The 17842-nt window shown below is 62.7% G+C and carries 16 protein-coding genes; 8 read left to right on the forward strand and 8 right to left on the reverse strand.

The window, feature by feature from the left end:
* The first annotated feature begins 4 nt into the window (after window positions 1-4).
* Genes nuoK through glpK form a run of 5 tightly spaced genes read left to right on the forward strand, consistent with a single transcriptional unit; the run spans window position 5 to window position 6696 of the window.
* Entirely contained in the window at window positions 5-322 is a 318-nt protein-coding gene (gene nuoK, locus HAHE_RS19410; protein WP_338686820.1) for an NADH-quinone oxidoreductase subunit NuoK, read from the forward strand.
* 31 nt (window positions 323-353) lie between these two features.
* On the forward strand, window positions 354-2174 hold the full coding sequence (gene nuoL / locus HAHE_RS19415) for an NADH-quinone oxidoreductase subunit L (RefSeq protein WP_338686822.1): 1821 nt from the start codon (window positions 354-356) through the stop codon (window positions 2172-2174).
* Window positions 2175-2177: 3 nt separating this feature from the next.
* Window positions 2178-3629, forward strand: a complete 1452-nt coding sequence (locus HAHE_RS19420) for an NADH-quinone oxidoreductase subunit M (protein WP_338686824.1) — start codon at window positions 2178-2180, stop codon at window positions 3627-3629.
* Window positions 3630-3672: 43 nt separating this feature from the next.
* Window positions 3673-5154 carry an NADH-quinone oxidoreductase subunit N gene (locus HAHE_RS19425; RefSeq protein ID WP_338686826.1) on the forward strand — a complete coding sequence of 494 codons (1482 nt, stop codon included), beginning with the start codon at window positions 3673-3675 and terminating at the stop codon, window positions 5152-5154.
* 54 nt (window positions 5155-5208) lie between these two features.
* Complete coding sequence (gene glpK / locus HAHE_RS19430; RefSeq protein WP_338686828.1) at window positions 5209-6696, forward strand: glycerol kinase GlpK; 1488 nt, start codon at window positions 5209-5211, stop codon at window positions 6694-6696.
* Window positions 6697-6700: 4 nt separating this feature from the next.
* Here the strand turns inward: glpK and trpD are convergent, their stop codons facing one another.
* The 3 genes from trpD to HAHE_RS19445 all read right to left on the reverse strand — a co-directional run bounded on the left by trpD (window position 6701) and on the right by HAHE_RS19445 (window position 10478).
* The gene (trpD, locus tag HAHE_RS19435; protein WP_338686830.1) at window positions 6701-7744 is read right to left on the reverse strand and encodes an anthranilate phosphoribosyltransferase; all 1044 of its coding nucleotides are present in this window, start codon (window positions 7742-7744) and stop codon (window positions 6701-6703) included.
* A gap of 60 nt (window positions 7745-7804) precedes the next feature.
* A complete protein-coding gene (locus tag HAHE_RS19440; RefSeq protein ID WP_338686831.1) occupies window positions 7805-9808 on the reverse strand; it encodes a sodium:solute symporter family protein in 2004 nt (667 codons plus the stop codon).
* A gap of 88 nt (window positions 9809-9896) precedes the next feature.
* The gene (locus HAHE_RS19445; protein ID WP_338686832.1) at window positions 9897-10478 is read right to left on the reverse strand and encodes a thioredoxin family protein; all 582 of its coding nucleotides are present in this window, start codon (window positions 10476-10478) and stop codon (window positions 9897-9899) included.
* An 87-nt stretch (window positions 10479-10565) separates the two neighbouring features.
* Here HAHE_RS19445 and moeB point away from each other — a divergent pair, with 87 nt between their 5' ends.
* A complete protein-coding gene (gene moeB / locus HAHE_RS19450; protein WP_338686833.1) occupies window positions 10566-11693 on the forward strand; it encodes a molybdopterin-synthase adenylyltransferase MoeB in 1128 nt (375 codons plus the stop codon).
* 1 nt (window position 11694) lies between these two features.
* Here moeB and HAHE_RS19455 read toward each other — a convergent pair whose 3' ends face one another.
* From HAHE_RS19455 to HAHE_RS19475, 5 genes are read right to left on the reverse strand one after another with little or no spacing between them, the layout of a single operon-like run.
* Entirely contained in the window at window positions 11695-12693 is a 999-nt protein-coding gene (locus HAHE_RS19455) for a S1C family serine protease (RefSeq protein ID WP_338686834.1), read from the reverse strand.
* Window positions 12686-13669, reverse strand: coding sequence for a S1C family serine protease (locus HAHE_RS19460; protein WP_338686836.1), 984 nt, complete (start codon window positions 13667-13669; stop codon window positions 12686-12688). Before HAHE_RS19460 ends, HAHE_RS19455 begins: the two co-directional genes overlap by 8 nt.
* Window positions 13670-13678: 9 nt before the next feature.
* The gene (locus HAHE_RS19465) at window positions 13679-14311 is read right to left on the reverse strand and encodes a methyltransferase domain-containing protein (RefSeq protein WP_338686838.1); all 633 of its coding nucleotides are present in this window, start codon (window positions 14309-14311) and stop codon (window positions 13679-13681) included.
* A 39-nt stretch (window positions 14312-14350) separates the two neighbouring features.
* Entirely contained in the window at window positions 14351-15253 is a 903-nt protein-coding gene (locus HAHE_RS19470; protein ID WP_338686839.1) for a hypothetical protein, read from the reverse strand.
* Complete coding sequence (locus HAHE_RS19475; protein WP_338686841.1) at window positions 15250-15894, reverse strand: TPM domain-containing protein; 645 nt, start codon at window positions 15892-15894, stop codon at window positions 15250-15252. Before HAHE_RS19475 ends, HAHE_RS19470 begins: the two co-directional genes overlap by 4 nt.
* Before the next feature lie 338 nt (window positions 15895-16232).
* On the opposite strand from HAHE_RS19475, the gene rpsP reads away from it, so the two are divergent.
* A complete protein-coding gene (gene rpsP, locus HAHE_RS19480; RefSeq protein ID WP_338686842.1) occupies window positions 16233-16484 on the forward strand; it encodes a 30S ribosomal protein S16 in 252 nt (83 codons plus the stop codon).
* Between the two features lie 214 nt (window positions 16485-16698).
* Window positions 16699-17778 carry a peptide chain release factor 1 gene (gene prfA, locus HAHE_RS19485; RefSeq protein ID WP_338686843.1) on the forward strand — a complete coding sequence of 360 codons (1080 nt, stop codon included), beginning with the start codon at window positions 16699-16701 and terminating at the stop codon, window positions 17776-17778.
* The last annotated feature ends 64 nt before the right edge of the window (window positions 17779-17842 follow it).

Consider the following 17842-nt stretch of genomic DNA (forward strand, 5'->3'; position numbering starts at 1 on the left):
TCCCATGGCCAGCCTGCATTCCTACCTTCTCGTCTCCGGATTGCTGTTCGCGATCGGTCTGGCCGGTGTGGTCCTGCGCCGCAACATCATCGTGGTCTTCATGTGCCTCGAGCTGATGCTCAGCGCGGCCAACCTGACGCTGGTGGCCTTTTCGCGTTTCAACGGTTCCAACGGGCTGCCCGACTACAACGGGCAGATGCTGGTGTTCTTCGTGATCACCGTCGCCGCCGCGGAGGTCGCGGTCGGACTCGCCATCATTGTCGCGCTCTACCGGGCGCGGCAGACGATCCACACCGACGATCTGACCAGCATGCGCGGCTGACGCCCGCCGCGAATCCTTTTCGATTTCACCGATGCTCGCCTGGCTCCTCCTTCTGCTCCCGCTGCTTGCCGCCGCGGCCAACCAGCTTTACCTGAAGCGCAACGCGTTTCTGGCGTCGATGCTGTCGACCGGTTCGGTGGTGGCGACCTTCGTCATCGCGCTGATCCTGCTCGGCTCGACCGATGCTCCGGCAGCGTTCAAGTGGATCACCCTCGAAGGGGTTCCGCCGATCGAGATCTCGCTGAAGCTCGACCAGCTCTCTACCGGGATGATGATCGTGGTGACCGGCATCGGCATGCTGGTCCACATCTTCTCGCTGGCCTACATGGCCGACGATGCGGCCAAGGCCCGCTACTTCACCGGCCTGTCGCTCTTCATGTTCTCGATGACCGGCATCGTCCTCGCCGGGAACTTCATCATGACCTTCATGTTCTGGGAACTGGTGGGTCTGAGTTCCTATCTCCTGATCGGTCACTGGTATCAGAAGGACTCGGCGGCCGACGCCGCCAAGAAGGCATTCATCGTCAACCGGATCGGCGACTTCGGATTCATGATCGGGATCCTGATGGTCTTCGGGATCACCGGGACCTTTGTTTTCGACGGGATGGCCGAAGGCCTTGCGAAGTTCAACGCCGACCATCCGGGGTTGTTCGGAGGTGTGGTGGGAGCGGCGATCCTGTGCGTCTTCTGCGGTGCCGTCGGTAAGTCGGCGCAGATGCCCCTGCATGTCTGGCTTCCCGATGCCATGGAAGGTCCGACTCCGGTTTCGGCCCTCATTCACGCGGCCACCATGGTCGCGGCCGGTGTCTACATGCTGTTCCGGGTCCAGCTCGCGCTGGGTGAGGAAATTTTCGCGCAGACCTTCGCCGGTCCGGTGATCGCATGGGTCGGCGGCATTACCTCGCTGTGCGCGGCACTGATGGCGACCCAGCAGAACGACATCAAGCGCATCCTCGCCTACTCGACCCTTTCCCAGCTCGGCTACATGGTGATGGCGGTCGGTCTTGTCAGCGGCGATGCCGGGATGTTCCACCTCTTCACTCACGCTTGGTTCAAGGCGCTTCTGTTCCTCGGTTCCGGCGCGATCATCTACGCCTGCCACCACCAGCAGGACATCTGGAAGATGGGCGGCCTGCTCAAGAAAATGCCGATCACCGGTTTCACCTTCCTCATCGGAACGGCAGCGCTGATCGCCGTGCCGTTCACGGCGGGCTTCTTCTCGAAGGAGGCCATCCTGCACGCCGCCGAAAAGTCGACGCCGTTGTTCTGGCTGACGGTCGCGGTTGCGGTGCTGACGCCATTCTACATGACCCGGGCCTTCGTCGTGACCTTCCTCGGTTCCACCCGAAGTGACGATGCGGATCACGCCAAGGAAGTCGGACCGAAGATGTTTGTCCCGTTGGTGATTCTTGCCGTGCTCGCGGTCATTGCCGGCTTCAAGGAGATCAACGGTTTTGCTCCGGCCTTGCCCGCGCATGCCGGTGAGTTCCACATGAACAAACTGTTCTGGATCTCGCTCGGGGCGCTGGTTGCCGGTGTGGTTCCGGGATTCCTTCTCTACGCGGGTAAGGACAAGGACCCGCTTTCCATCCCCCTCTTCCGCAACCGCTTCTACATCGACACGATCTACGACAAGGGCGTGGTCAAGTGGCTGCAGAACGGTGGCGCGGCGATCGTCCACTTCTTCGATGAGTTCGTCATCAACGGCCTGATCGTCGGCGGTTCGGCACGTCTCGCCGAGTCGTTCGGCGGGCTCTTCCGCCGGGTCCAGAACGGCAACCTGCAGGCCTATGCCTTCGCCTTCGGTATCGGCGTCATCCTGGTCATCTATTTCACCACTTTCTGGAAGTAAGCCATGCTCCTGCTCCTCGTTCTTCTTCCGATCGCCGCGTTTGTCGCCATCCTGAGCGGCACCAACGCCCGGTTGACCGCGATCGGCGCCTGTGCCGCCAACCTCGTCCTCGGGGTTATTGCCGCCCTCACTTGGGACAAGGGTTTCTGGGAAACGAATCTTCCGGTGCTTGAGCGGCCGTCGCTCCATCTATCCCTGGGTTTCATGGACGGCATGAGCGTGATCATGCTGCTGCTCTCCGTGATCGTCGCGTTCGCAGCCGTCCTGACCGGCAAGGCGCCCGAGGGCCGTGAGCGGCTCTACTACGGTTCTTCCCTTCTGATCGCCGCGGGTGCGATCGGAGCCTTTGTCGCGACGGATCTGTTCTTCTTCTACGCCTTCCACGAACTCGCCCTGATCCCGACCTTCCTGATGATCGGTATGCTCGGTCGCGGTGACCGCAAGGCGGCGGCATGGAAGATCACCATCTATCTCGGCTTCGGTTCCCTCGTCCTGCTTGCCGGGCTCGTGTGGCTGGCCGCCGTTGCCGGAACCTTCGACATGGTCGAGATGCGCGATCTGGCTGCGGCCGGAACGCTTGCGATCGATCCCGCTGCGCAGAAAGGCATCGCGGCCTTCCTGCTTGTCGGCTTCGGAGTCCTCGTTTCGCTCTTTCCTTTTCACTCGTGGGCCGCTCCCGCCTACGCCAGCGCCCCGGCTCCGACCGCGATGCTCCACGCGGGCGTGCTCAAGAAGTTCGGACTCTACGGGCTGCTTCGTCTCGCGGTGCCGCTCCTTCCCGAGGGTGTCAACGCGTGGCTCGTGCCGCTCTGTGTTCTTCTGCTCGGAAACATCCTGTGGGTCGGCTTCGTGACGATCAGCCAGAAGCGCCTCGACGGGATGCTCGGTAGCTCGTCGGTGATGCACATGGGCTACATCTTCCTCGCGATCGCGGCTCTCGCCGCAGTGCCGGGTGAAACGAATGCCTACGCGATGCCCGCCGCGGTGTTGCTGATGTTCGCCCACGGCATCTCAATCGCGATGCTCTTCGGGCTGGCGGACAAGATCGAGCGCGTCACCGGCACGCTCGATCTAGACCAGCTCGGCGGCCTCGCCAAGGCGGCCCCTTCCCTGGCCTTCCTGTTCGGTCTCGTCGGTATGGCCAGCATCGGTCTGCCGGGCCTCGCCAACTTCGCCGGCGAGGTGATGGTCTTCATCTCCGCCTTCGCCAACTACGATCCCGCGGCAGGCCTCGGTCCGGTCCAGATCACCTGCATCCTCGCCATCTGGGGCGTCGTGATCAGTGCGATCTACATGCTTCGCGCTTACCGGAAGATCTTCCAAGGCCCTCAGGTCTCGGTGACCGAGAGCGCCTCGGACCTGACGCTGTGGGACCGGGCCCCCGCCCTCCTGCTTGCCGTGACGCTGCTGGTTGTCGGCATCTACCCGAACCTGCTCCTTTCCTTTCTGAAGTGACGCCTCACGCGCACTGACTCCCGATCACCCGGCACTCCCATCCATGCCCGCCTATTATCTCGAAGCCCTCACCGTCGCACTCGGCATTGCTCTGCTTATGGTCGAGGCATTCGGCCCGGCCCACAGCAAGCGCCACGTCGGGGTGTTTGCCGCGTTTGGACTCGGCATCATTCTGGTCTTCAGCTTCTTCGCGATCGGTCCCGACAAGGCTCGTGAAGGTGCGGGATGGGCCGAGTGGCCGCTTTGGCAGTTCTACGCCTTCGATTCGGTTGCCCGCTTCTACAAGGGCTTCGCAATCGTCTGCACCATCCTGGTGATCCTGATGTCGCTCGACTACCGGTCGGTGCTTTCCCGCTTCACGGACCATCCGACCACCGAATCGGGCACCGGCGAGTACTTCGCGCTGCCGGTTTTCGCCTGCGCCGGAATGATGTGGATGGCTTCGGCCAAGGATCTGGCGGGTGCGTTCGTCGCGCTCGAACTCGTCACGATCACCTTCTACATCCTTGTTGCCTACCTCCGTCGCAATGTCGGTTCGCTGGAGGCGGGTGTGAAGTATCTGATCCTCGGTGCCCTGAGCACCGGATTCCTCGTTTACGGCATCGCGTGGATCTACGGGACGCTCGGCACGATGAATCTCGAACTCATCGGAGAGAAGATTGGTGAAGTCGAGAGCACCGTTCCCGTGCTATTCGGGATTGGCCTGATCCTTGTGGCCCTCGGTTTCAAGATCGGTGCCGTGCCGATGCAGGTCTGGATTCCCGACGTCTACCAAGGCGCGCCGACTCCAACGACCGCTTTCCTGTCGGTCGGTTCCAAGGCGGCCGGATTCGTGCTCTTGATCCGCTTCCTTGAGCCTTTCCTTGGCGAGGGCTCGCCGGTGGCTGGTTCGGTGACCGCGATGCTCCTGATCATGGCGGTGGCGACCCTGCTGTTCGGCAACCTCGCTGCGATCGCCCAAACCAACTTCAAACGCCTGCTTGCCTATTCCTCGATCGCCCATGCCGGCTTTCTCGTCCTCGCGCTGGCTGCGTGGAAACCGGCCGGGCAGGCTGAGGGGCTTGGTTCAAGCGAGACCGTTTCCTTCTACCTCGCGACCTACCTTCTGATGACGCTGGCGGCATTCTTCGTTCTGGCTCAGATCCGGATCCGCAGCGGTTCGGAAGAACTCGATGCCTTCAAGGGACTCGGGCGGCGTGATCCGCTGGTCGCGATCCTCATGACCGTGATCATGGCGGCGCTTGCTGGGGTTCCGTTGACCGCGGGATTCCTCGGGAAGTTCTTCGTCTTCTCGCTCGCGGTCGAAGCCGCTCAGTGGTGGGGCGTCGGGATCGCATTCATCGGCGCTGCCGCCGGTTTCTACTACTACTTCAAGCTGATCCGCTCGATGTGGTGGGAGGACTCGGAAGAAGAGAGTCCGGTCGAGTTGCCCTACATCAGCCGTGTCTGCGTCATTGCTCTGACCTCCGCGGTGATCGTCTTGGGCGTGTGGCCGCAGCCGGTGCTCTGGCTACTCGGAGCCTGATCGATCTGCCTCGCCTCGGATCCGTGGCAGGGTCACATTCGTGGGTGAAAGCCCATGAGTTCGTTTGTTCTTTCCCTTGATCAGGGAACCACCAGTTCCCGTGCCCTTCTCTTTGACCGGGAGGGCAACATCACCGGCTCCGCCCAGCAGGAGTTCCCACAGATCTTCCCCCGTCCCGGCTGGGTCGAGCACGATCCTCGGGAGATCTGGGCGAGCCAACTGGCGACGATGGAGAAGGTGCTCGGCGAGGCCGGTCCGCAAGAGGTGGCTGCCATAGGTATTACCAACCAGCGCGAGACCACCGTCCTGTGGGACCGGGCGACCGGGGAGCCGATCCACAACGCGATTGTTTGGCAGGATCGCCGCACCGCGGCGATGATCGATCGTCTGCGCGAGGACGGCATGGAGGATGTCGTCAGGAGCAGGACCGGCCTGGTGCCGGATCCCTACTTCTCCGGGACCAAGTTGTCGTGGTTGCTAGATCACGTTGACGGTGCGCGGGAACGCGCGGAGCGAGGTGAGTTGGCCTTCGGGACGGTTGACACCTGGCTCGTCTGGAATCTGACCAAGGGTGAACGCCACATCACCGACGTCTCCAACGCATCGCGCACGATGTTGTTCGATATCGGCAAGCTGGATTGGGACCGGGAACTTCTCGACTACCTCCGGATCCCTTCCGCAGTTCTCCCGGAAGTGGTTTCTACCGGCGGGGTTCACGCCGAGGTGGCTTCCGGTCTCCCCGGTGCGGGACTGCCGATCGCCGCTCTCGCAGGTGACCAGCATGCGGCGCTGTTCGGTCAGCAGTGCTTCGAGCAAGGCGGGATCAAGAACACCTACGGCACCGGTTGCTTCATGCTGATGAACCTCGGAGATCAGCTTCCGGCGCCGCATGAGAAACTCCTGACGACGGTAGCTTGGCAGCGGGACGGATCGATTCGCTACGCCCGCGAAGGAAGCATCTTTGTCGGAGGCGCGGTGATCCAGTGGCTCCGCGACGGACTCGGGATCCTCGCCGAGTCGAGTGACGTGCTTCCCCTTGCCGAATCGGTTGAGGACAGCGGCGACGTCGTCTTTGTCCCGGCGTTTGCCGGACTCGGCGCTCCGCACTGGGACTCGCGAGCTCGCGGAGCGATCCACGGGATCACTCGTGGGACGACCGCGGCCCACATCGCGCGGGCGGCGGTCGAGTCGATCGCGTTTCAGTCGGCCGACCTGTTCGATGCGATCAGCGCCGACTCGGACTCACCGATCACGGAGCTGAAAGTGGACGGCGGCGCGACCCGGGATCCCCTGCTCCTGCAGTTTCAGGCGGACCTCCTCCAGATTCCGGTGCTGCGGCCGAAGGTCATCGAGACGACGGCTCTCGGTGCGGCTTACCTCGCCGGACTGGCCGTCGGCTTCTGGTCGTCGACCGAAGAGCTGTCGAGCCAGCAGCGAATCGACCGGACCTTCGAACCATCAATGCCGACCGACCGCGCCCGTGAACTACGCGAACGCTGGAACGAGGCCGTGCGTCGATCACTCGATTGGGCCCGCGACTGAGTTCCTATCGCGCCGCTGCCTGGAGTGCCCGCAGACGGTCCAGCGCGGAGCCGTCATCGATGACCGTCCGGGCGAGCTCGATGCCGTCCCCGAGATCATCCGCGAGTCCGCAGCAAGCGATCGCCGCTCCGGCATTGAGAAGCACCATGTCGCGCTTCGGCCCGGTCTCCTTGCCGCAAAGGATGTTCTCAAGGATCGCCGCGTTGGCCACGGCATCTCCACCCTGGAGTTCCGGGACTTCCGCATGATGCATCCCGAAATCCCGCGGGCGGATCTCCTCATCGACCTGTTCCTGCATGCTGCCGGATTTGCAAACGCGGGTCGAACCAAGCAGGCTCACCTCGTCAACCGACCGGCCGTCGCCGGTCGTGCCGTGGACGACCCACGCGCTTTCACGGCCAAGCCGTTGGAGGATTTCCGCGAAAGCCGGGCAGAGTTCCCGTGAGAACACCCCGACCAGCTGGCACTGGGGTTTTGCCGGGTTGAGCAACGGACCGATCAGGTTGAAGATCGTGCGGATGCCCTTTGTGGCCAGCTGTTTGCGGACACCCACGATCGCCTTGAACGCGGGATGGTAGGCGGGCGCGAAGAGGAAGCCGACACCGGCCTTCTCGAGGCAACGGCGGAAACCTTCGGGCGGAAGATCGATTCGCACTCCGAGAGCCTCGAGAACATCCGCTCCTCCACTTTTGGAAGTGATGCCACGGTTGCCATGTTTAACGACGACTCCCCCGGCTGCAGCAACGGGAAACATCGCCGTGGTGGAAACGTTGAAGAGGTCCAGCTTGTCGCCACCGGTGCCGCAGACGTCGATGGTCGGGCCCTCGATCTCTGCCAGACCGACATGCGGGTCCACCGCGTGTTCGAGGAAGCTCTCGACGAAGCCCGCGATTTCCTCCGGCGTCTCTCCCTTGGCCGAAAGCGCTTGGAGAAGTTGTGCCTTCTTGTCGTCCTCGACCGACTCGTCGAGCAGCATCGAGGCTGCAACCGGGATTTCGCGCGGGTCGAGGTCCTTGCCCTCTTCCAGATGCCGAATCAATGCGTCCATGGGCCCACCTTAGGGCCCGGACCCGCATGCCCGCAATGGCTCAAGTGGTAAATGAAGGGCTCAGGATTGATCCGGAGCGGATTCGCGGATCTTCGGCCACAGCAGTTTGATCCCGAATCCGGCGGCGCCTGCGAGAACGACCAAGCCGATGCCGAGTCCGAGATTGCCGTAGAGCACGTAGCCTACCCCGAAGAGGAATCCGTAGACCAGTACGGTGCCGAGGAAGGTGGCGAGAATGCCTGCGGGCAGATTGACGGGTGCGTGGCGGAGGTTCAGCGATTCACCTCGCTCCGTGCAGGTGTCGGTCACCTTTTTCCAGCCCGGACCCCCCGGATTCACCGACTCGACGAATGCCCGAAGCCGTTCGTGGCTCGATGCGGGTGTGACGAAGGTCGCGATCAGCCATGCGACGGTCGTGACGCCGACGCCAAAGGGAAGCTTCCAGTAGCCGAGCCCAGCACCGAAATCGCTTTTCGCCAGCCACAGGGCAACCGCGAAGGAGACCACCATCGCGACGATCTCGCTCCACGGATTGATGCGCCACCAGAACCAGCGGAGAATGAAGAGAAGGCCGGTTCCGGCACCGACCTGAAGCAGGATCTGGAAAGCTTCGAGCGCGCTCTGGAGATACATCGCCAGGACTGCGGTCAGTCCCATCATCACGACTGTCGAGGTGCGGCCGACCCACACGAGTTCGGAGTCGCCCGCCTTCGGCCGGACGAAGCGCTGCCAGAAGTCGTTCACCACGTAGGACGATCCCCAGTTCAGGTGGGTCGAGAGCGTGCTCATGTAGGCCGCGACCAGCGAGGTCAGGACCAAGCCGAGCCAACCCGATGGCAGGAAAGAAAGCATGGCCGAGTAGCCGAGGTCGTGGCCGATCTTGCTGTAGTCGGTGTTCGGGAAAGCCTTGAGAATCGACGAGCAGCCCATGGCGGTCGCCTTCAGTTCCTTCAGTTCGGCTAGCGTCGCGAGCTGGGCCTCATCAAGGGACTCCAGGGGTTTTCCGACGACGGCTTCCACATCAGCGCTCCGAGCGTCAAGAGCGGCAGCGGCCGCCTGTTGTTCGGGAGCCTTGTCCGAAGGGAAGACGACGAGTGAGGCAAGCGCGACGATGATCCATGGCCAGGGCCGCAGGGCGTAGTGCGCGACCTGGAAGAAGAGCACCGAGCCGATCGCATGGTTCTCGTTCTTTGCCGCAAGCATCCGTTGGGCGAGATAGCCACCACCTCCGGGCTCCGCGCCGGGATACCAAACGCTCCACCACTGGACCGCCAGCGGGATAAGGAAGGCGGTGATGAGGAGCTCCTTGGAGGCGTCGGTTTCGAAGGTGAACTCCGGAATGATGTCGAGTTTGTCCTGAACCTCGACGTGCGACATCAGACCACCGAGGCCCCCGACGGATTCATGGCCAACGGCATAGTAGGCGGCGGCGAATGCCCCGACCATGGCCATGATGAACAGCAGAAAGTCGGTGAGGATAACCCCGCGAAAACCGCCGAGCGAAGAGAAGACGACCGTCACGACCATGGCGACGGCGACCGATTGCCATGGTGACCAGCCGAGCATCACCCCGCCGATCTTGATCGCGGCCAATGTGACCATGGCCATGATCATCACGTTGAAAAAGACGCCAAGGTAAAGGGCGCGGAAGCCACGCAGGAACGCCGCTTCCTTGCCAGAGTAACGAAGCTCATAGAACTCGATATCAGTGAGGGCATTCGAGCGGCGCCAGAGTTTCGCGTAAATGAACACCGTCAGCATCCCGGTAATGAGGAAGGCCCACCAGTTCCAGTTGCCAGCGACGCCCTGAAGGCGCACGACGTTGGTCACGAAATTGGGTGTGTCGGTCGAGAAGGTGGTCGCGACCATCGAGAAGCCGAGGAGCCACCATGGCATGTGGCGTCCGGAGAGGAAGAACTCACCGGAGTTCTTGCCGGCACTTCTGGCGCACCAGACGCCGATGCCGAGCGCGACGATGAAGAAGCCGATGAGGATTCCCCAGTCGACCGCAGAAAGCTGAATTGCGGCGAAAAAACCCTCTATTGATGACAAACCGTTCGGCATGGCGATCCGTTTAGCGGGAGAATTTCCCGCTAGCAAGGGAGGAATCGCCGGGCCTGAAGCCGCCTATCGTCAGCTTGAGTGGCTGGTTTCAGCCAAAGTAGGCCGGTTCGTTGCCCGGCTTCCACTTGATGTTGCAGCCACTGCTCGGCAGCTGTCGCTCGGGAGCGGATCGCCCGGCCAGCATGTCGGCGACGGCTGCCATGAGATCCGCGCCGTCGGGTTGGCGGCCATTCTTCGGCCGGGAGTCATCGAATTGACCGGCGTAGTAGAGATTCCCGACCGAGTCGAAGAGGAAGAAGTCAGGCGTGCAGGCGGCACCGTAGGCTTTGGCGACATCTTGAGACTCGTCGTAGAGATACGGGAATTCCCAGCCATGCTCCTTGGCAAAGCTCGCCATCAGTTCCGGCGAGTCCTGCGGGTAGTTCTCGACGTCGTTGGACGAGATCGCGACGGTCGCGATCCCCTTGTCCGCCAAGTCGTTCGCAATGCTCGCGATCGCATCAGCAAGCATCACGACATAGGGGCAGTGGTTGCAGGCGAAGAAAACCAAGGTCCCCTTCTCTCCCCTCGCGCCGGTGAGGGATTGGAGCGCCCCATCGGCCGCGGGAAGCTCGAATTCAGGAGCGGCATCACCCGGTTTCAGAGAAAATGTCGAAAGCGTCTCAGCCATGCTTTCCCCTCCGTCCGCACGGCCCATCCGTCAAGTCGTGAATCGATTGCCACGCGTCACCGGTCCGCTAGGGTCTCCCGCCAAGCGATGGACGATCTGACCCTCTCCGATGCCGAACGGCTCCGATACGCCCGCCACCTGAGCATTCCGGGTGTCGGCGAGGAGGGCCAGTTGCGGCTCAAACGGTCGTCGGTCCTTCTGATCGGAACCGGCGGCCTCGGTTCGCCGGCGGCTCTCTACCTTGCAGCGGCCGGGGTCGGGAAACTGGGGTTGGTCGATGACGACAAGGTGGAGCGCTCCAATCTCCAGCGGCAGATCCTCCACGGTGAGTCCGGTGTCGGTCGCCCCAAGCTCGAAAGCGCGAAGGAACGGTTGAGGGAGATCAATCCGCACATCGAGGTCGTGTGCCATGAGTCGCGCTTCACGCCCGATAACGCCGAAAAGCTGGTCGCTGCATATGACCTCGTCATCGACGGCTCCGACAATTTCCCGACGCGTTTTCTCAGCAACGACGCGTGCTACTTCGCGCGCAAGCCTCTCGTCTACGGGTCGATCTTCCGTTTCGAAGGGCAGCTCACGGTCTTCGCTCCCCATCTTGGAGGTCCCTGCTACCGCTGCATGCTCCCGACGATGCCGCCTCCGGGAGCCGCGCCGAGTTGTGCGGAGGCCGGGGTGCTCGGTGTCCTTCCCGGTATCATCGGCACGCTGCAGGCGATGGAGGCGATCAAGCTGTTGCTCGATGTGGGCGAGGTGCCGCTCGGCAAGTTGCTATGCTACGACGCCCTCCGTACTTCCTTCAGGACACTCCGGCTCAGTCCGGATCCGGCTTGCAAGCTGTGCTCGTCCGAAGCTTCGCTCCGTTCCATCCGCAATCCCGAAACCCTCACCGATCCTTCCTGCACCATGCCCGACATTCCCTCGATCAGCGTCGATGAACTCGATGCCCGCATTCGCTCCGGAAAGCCCTACGTCCTGATCGATGTGCGGCAGCCGGAAGAGCACGCCGAGCACTCGATCCCCGGCGGCAAGCTCATCCCGCTTGATGAATTGCCCGGCCGGCTTGAGGAGATTCCCCGCGACGGCGAGGTTCTCGTCCACTGCAAGGCCGGCGGACGCTCCGCAAGGGCGGTGTCGCTGATGCTGGAAAGCGGGATTCCGGGCGCGATCAATGTCGCTGGCGGCATCGACGCATGGTTGAAGCGATCGGGAACCTGATTCAGCGGGTCTTGGCCGACTCCATCATCTGGCCCGCGAGTTCCTTCAGCTCGCGACCCGGAATGGCATAGGTCTCGCAGCGGCTGTAGCGCGCGATGTTCATGCCGACGCAGCGCCCGTCGAGATCCAGTACGGGACCACCCATGAAGCGGCGGTTGCCCATGACGTCGGTTTGCATGACCTTCGGGAAGCCGGTCCGGCGTTCCGAGAACTCCCCGCTCATCGCGTCGTTCCGCGTCTTCTCCTCGCCAAACACATCCGCGCGTCCGGCGAGCTCGACCGGAAGGGTGATCTTTTTCCCGTCGCGCTCGATACCGATCTGGACCTCGTCGCCAACCCTGCGCTTCTCAAGCTTTTCCATCAGGCTCTCCCGGTCCGTGATTTCCTCACCCTCGAAACTGACGATCTTGTCGCCGGACATCAGGCCTGCGGCTTCGGCGCCGGTGCCTTCCGTGACTTCATCGACGACAATTTCTTCGGTGTCCGCCTTCAGGGCAACGCCGAGCACGGTGCCGCCCTTGGCGTACACCTCACGGACGTTCGCCGCGACGATTCCGACCTGGACCCGCCGTTTGCTCCGGCTGGTGGCTCCGTTGGCCACGACCCAGGTGCCCTGCTCGATGTCGTCGCCGGCAATGTCGACGGGAATCAACCCCTCGGCCTCGATCTTCACGAGTGCCACATCCCATGCGTGGTCTTGGGCGACCAGCACCGGGTTGTCGTAGCGTTCCCGGTCCACCGTCACGCTGACGCCGTCCAGATCACCGAGCTCGCTTGCCTTGGTGAGAATGAATCCGTCGGGCGAGATCACCGTGCCGAAGATGATCTCGTCGCGTCCTTTCTGGAATACGGCGCTTCCCGTCTGGAGGAAGGGCTGGACGTCGTCGAAGGCTCCGTGAACCGCAGGGCCTGCGGTCCGGTAGGTCGACTCGAGCGATTGTACCGCACTCAGCGGAGTCCAGAGTGCGAGCGAGGTGAGAAGGATGATCGGTTTATTCATCTCGGTTTCCAAGACGGAGGGTGAGGGTTTCGCTTTTTCCTTCGCGCAGCATCTCGAAGCTGACCGCGTCGTCGGGGGCCTTTTCCTTGAGGAGTTCCTTGATGTCGTCCCGCTCTACCAGATCCACGCCGTCCATCTTGAGGAGGATATCGCCCTCCTTGATTCCGGCGGCTTCCGCAGGCGACTCGCGACCGACTTTCTTCACCCGCAATCCGCCCTCTTCACGCTTCTCGGCGGCAAGTCCGAGGAACCCCTTCCCTTTCTCGGGCTTCTTCGCGAACGGGCCTTCGCCCATAAACTCGCCACCCATCATCTTGTCCCAGTTGCTGAGATACTCGCGCATCGGGACGTGCATGTTTTCCGGAAGGCGCTGGCCTACCCGCGAGTGGATCCCGATGAGCTTGCCTTCGAGGTCGAAGAGCGGTCCGCCCGAGTCCCCACCGATCAGGTTGCAGTCGGACTGGTAAGTCGAGTCGGCGACGCGGACGATCCGGCCGAGCCGCACAACGCTGCCGCGGTCCTCGTCGAAGCCTCCCGAGTGACCGAGCGAAAAGACCCAGTCGCCCAAGCGTGTCCGGTCCTCCCTCTCGATCGGAACGAAGGGGTAACTGCCCTTGTCGATGATCTTGGCAATCGCGGCATCGGTCTCCGAGTTGAGGCCGAGCGACTTCGCTTTGAATGACCGGCCGTCTTCGAAGCGGACCGTGAATTCCTTTCCGACGCCCCCCGTGACGTGGGCGGCGGTGAGGATGAGACCGTCCTCGGAAACGACGACACCGCTTCCCGAGCCCTGTCCGAGTTCGATGCAGACCGTGGCCTTCCGGGCATCCGGGAGCACCTGCTTGAGAAGAGACTGGATCTGCTCGAGGTCCTGTCGGCTGGAGGGGGCCTTCTTGTCATTGATCTCCGGCCGGGCCGCCAGAAGAGGTAGGGCGGAGAGACCGCAAAGGGAGGCAATCAGGGTCAGACGATTCATCGTATCAGGTCAGCTTAGTCCGCCGGCGCCCCGACCGCAACTCCCTGGTTCCGCCGTGTTCCGCTCCATCGCGACCAGCCACTCGCGGCCTTCCCGGCCCGGGTAGGCGCGCTCGGGCACCTTTTCCCGAATCAGCGAGAACCACGGAGAGAAATGTCTCACAATTTCGTCCCGGTCGGAGGCGTGAGGAGGTCCGTCCGGTTCCTCGTCCGGATCCCACGGAGTCAGGTAAAACACCCCGACCAGTCGGCCAGCCGGGCGGATCAGCCGCGATGCGGCGGCCGCGTATCGCCCCCGGTCGGCCGGGTCGATGGCGCAGAAGCAGGTGTGTTCCCACACGGCGTCAAAGCACTCCGAATGCCACTCGAGGAAGTCGCCGGGGAGGTAAGTCTCGCCGCCGACTTCGGGAAACGACTGCGCCACCTCGAGCGCAGTGGGCGAAAGATCGAGTCCGGTGACGGTCGCGCCCGCCCGCGCCAGCGCCCGGACGTCATGGCCCGACCCGCAGCCCGGAACCAGCACCCGGGCTCCTGCAAGAAATTCACCGTCAGGGCCATCGAGGCACTCGAGCAGAGGCGGCGCGGGCTCTCCCTTGTCCCAAGGCGTTTCCCCTTCCCTCCAGCGTGCGTCCCAGTCGGTCATGCCCAATCGATCATCGAGTTGCTGTCGGACTGCAAGGGGTCAGATTCCGCCCAGTACATCATCGGGTTTCCCTTTCTGGGTGCTCGGAGATTGGGTGGTGCTGCCGAATTGGATCACCGCCCCGATGCCTGCGCCCCGGTCACCCCCGAGGCGCGGTTCGATCGCGAACTCCGGAAAACGGTAACGGGCGCGGCGTTTGATGATCCATCGTGCGATCCATGCGGTCAGGATGCCGCCGAGGACGGTGGACGCCGCCACTCCCCATTCGCTCCACCACGACCCGAACCAGGCCTTGAGCTGCGCGCCACGGGTCGGCGGCGGTTCTTTGAGACGCTCGCTCTCGGACGGCTCCACCACGGGCGGTTCGTCCGTCAGGCCGGCGGCCCTCTCGATCCAGAAGATCCGGATCGCGGTCTGGACGCAGAATGCCTCGAGCTGTTCGGTGGCAATCGGGTGCTCTTCCGCGGCGCGGACCGCCTGGGCCAGCAGGCGCTTCTGTTCGGCTTTCGGGACATCGTCCGCGACCTGGGGGCTGAGCTGGAGGATCGTGCGCTCGGGCGCTCCAAGGAAATAGAGCACGAGAACCGACGGCTTTCCTTCGCCGAAGAATCGCTCGGCGAGCTCTTCGACCCGCACGTCCTCCGGAATCATCTGGTCGCCAGCGAACAGGAAAAGGTGGAAGTCGATCAGTGAATCGTCCGAGTGGTATTCAAGGAACTGTGCCCTTTCCTTCCTCTCTCTCGGATCGAGCAGATTCTGGGGGTCACGGAGGAAGGTGGACGGGCGGGTCGCGAAGTAATCGTCGAGAAATTCCTCCGGGACATGGATCTCATGATGGAAGTCCTCCGCTTCCTCCTCGGTCGGAGGATCGGGCGGTTCCTCCTGCGCGATGACGCTCCAGTTGAAGAAGCAGAACGCTCCGATAAGCCATCCGTATCTCATGACTCCATGATCTCTCTCTCGTTGAACTCTCCGTCGTCAGCCGGATCGGACCTTTGGGTTGTGGCTCCTTGAGGCAGCACCTTGCGTTCGAAACGGGCGGGATTCCGCTTCGCATGGCGGGCGCGCTTCATCAGAACCAAAGCCAGTTGCTCGATCACCCTTTGGATCCCTTCGCCGAAACGGCCCTCCACCCAATAGGCGTGGGCCCGGCTGAGAATCAGGAAGCTGTCCTTTTCGTTTAAGAAGGCATCGAGGGTATAACCCCAGGTCATGCTGGCGACCTTGGCATCGGGGTCGATGGTCAGAATGATTCCACATCGCCCTGCCCGGTCTTCGGGAATGTCGAGGAACTGGCCTCGGTTCAAAAGCCAGAAACCGAGCTGCCGGATGTCACTGCGGCCCTCGTGGCGCGCAGTGTAGACCGCGAGGAAGAGTTGGGGAAAGCGGGCCTCGAACTGGTGAAGCATCCGACCTACACGGGTGCGCTCGGTGCTTCGCATCAGTCCGGCCCTGTCTTCGATCCGGTGCAGCCGCCGGTCGGTTTCCGAAAAACGCTTGTCGGCATTCTCGAGGGTAAACCCGCAGTGCGGGCAGCAGGATGCGCCTTGGTGAATGATCTGGATGCAGCGCGGGCACTTCATGGGGGCGATCCAAGCTAGAAATCACGGGCAGACGGGTCAAAGGCAAACCCGGCGACGGTCCGGCGGCGGGCTCGGGGTGATGGGACGACTGACTCCGGCTCAACCAACGGCGAAATCGGAGGCGCTTCTTTCCACAATTCGGAATCAATCCTCAGAAACTTAAGATTTCCTAATGAATCGCCCTCGAGTCCGCCCAGTCCCGGCGCTCGATCCGTCTCATCCCGGATTCCAGTGCATCAAATTTCCCGTGGATTCTGCTTGGCAAGACCCCGGGGTCTGTGCAGTCTCCGCGCCCGCCCGCAATCTGCCGGGTCGGCACACCGCATTTCCGACACATTATGGTTTCTCTCCGTCTTACCCGCAAAGGAACGAAGGATCGTCCCTACTACAAGATTGTGGCTGTTGACAGCCGCAAGCGCCGCGACGGCCGCTACATCGAACAGATCGGCACCTACGATCCGATGAAGGACGGTGACAACTGGGCGGTGGATCTCGAGAAGGCCGACAAGTGGCTTGGTTGTGGTGCGAAGCCGTCCGATACGGTGAACAGCATCATTCGCAAGGCACGCACCGCTGCGGCGAGCGCCTGATCCAGCGGATCCCGAGTTTTTCCAAACGGCCGCGTCTCCCCCGGGATACGCGGCCGTTTTGTTTTCGGGTGTTGCCGGTATCGATCCGCTGCGCCAGAGTCCGCCCGATGACGCAGCGCCGCTAGCGATCCATTCCTGTTCCATCTCCGACGCCCGACGGCTCCGTAGCCGTGCGGGCGTCTTCTGTCTCCGTAACCTGCCTTTCCCGATAATCATGGACTACGCCGCCCTCATCGAACAACGCCGCCGCAGGTTTGCGGAGGTCTCCGAAGCGATTGAGGACCCTTCCCTGTTCAGCGATGCGAAGCGTGCGACCGAGGTTATGCGGGAGCACCGGCGGTTGAAGGAGACACTGGACCTCTGGGAGGACTTGGAAAGTAGCCGGCGACAGTTGGCCGACAACGAGGAACTCGCCCGGGGAGAGGATCCGGAGCTTGCCGAGATGGCGGCGGATGAGATCCCGGAACTCCAACGACGAATTCCGGAGATGGAGGAAAAGCTTCAGTATCTTCTGCTGCCGGCCGATCCGGACGAGGACCGGGACGCGTTGGTCGAGATCCGTGCGGGCGCCGGTGGCGACGAGGCATCCCTCTTCGCCGGGGAGCTGATGCGGATGTACCAACGCTACGCGGAAAACCGGGGGTGGAAGGTCGAGCATCTCGGCAGCAGCCCTTCTGAAGTGGGTGGTTTCAAGGAAGTGGTGCTGAGGATCGCCGGCGACGAGGTGTTTCGCTTTCTGAAATACGAGAGCGGCGTTCATCGCGTCCAGCGCGTGCCCGCGACCGAGACCCAGGGCCGGATCCATACCTCGACCGTGACCGTCGCCGTGCTGCCGGAGGCTGAGGAGGTGGATATCGACCTGAAGCCTGACGATCTCCGGATCGAGGTTTGCCGGGCGGGCGGTGCCGGCGGCCAGCACGTCAACCGCACCGAGTCCGCGGTCCAGGTCTTCCACCTGCCTACGGGCATCATGGTGCGCTGCGAGGACGGCCGATCCCAAGGCCAGAACAAGGAAAGAGCGCTCCAGATCCTTCGAAGCCGGCTATACGAGCAGAAGCAGCGGGAAGTTCAGGAGAACTACTCGGCCAACCGCAGGAAGCTGATCGGTTCGGGTGACCGGTCGGAGAAGATCCGAACCTACAATTTCCCGCAGAGCCGGATCACCGACCACCGGATCGGTCTCACCACCCACAATATCGACGGGATTCTGAACGGTTCGCTGGAGGAACTCACCGATGCCTTGCAGCGGGCGGAGATGGCCGAACGGCTTGCCGAGGCCGAGGCCGCCCGCTGATTTGAGGTCCCGGGTGATCCGCTTGCAGGGTCGGCAAATGTCCCTCAATTTCCTTCCCACAGCC

Origin of the sequence: Haloferula helveola, assembly GCF_037076345.1 — a bacterium.
Lineage (GTDB): Bacteria > Verrucomicrobiota > Verrucomicrobiia > Verrucomicrobiales > Akkermansiaceae > Haloferula > Haloferula helveola.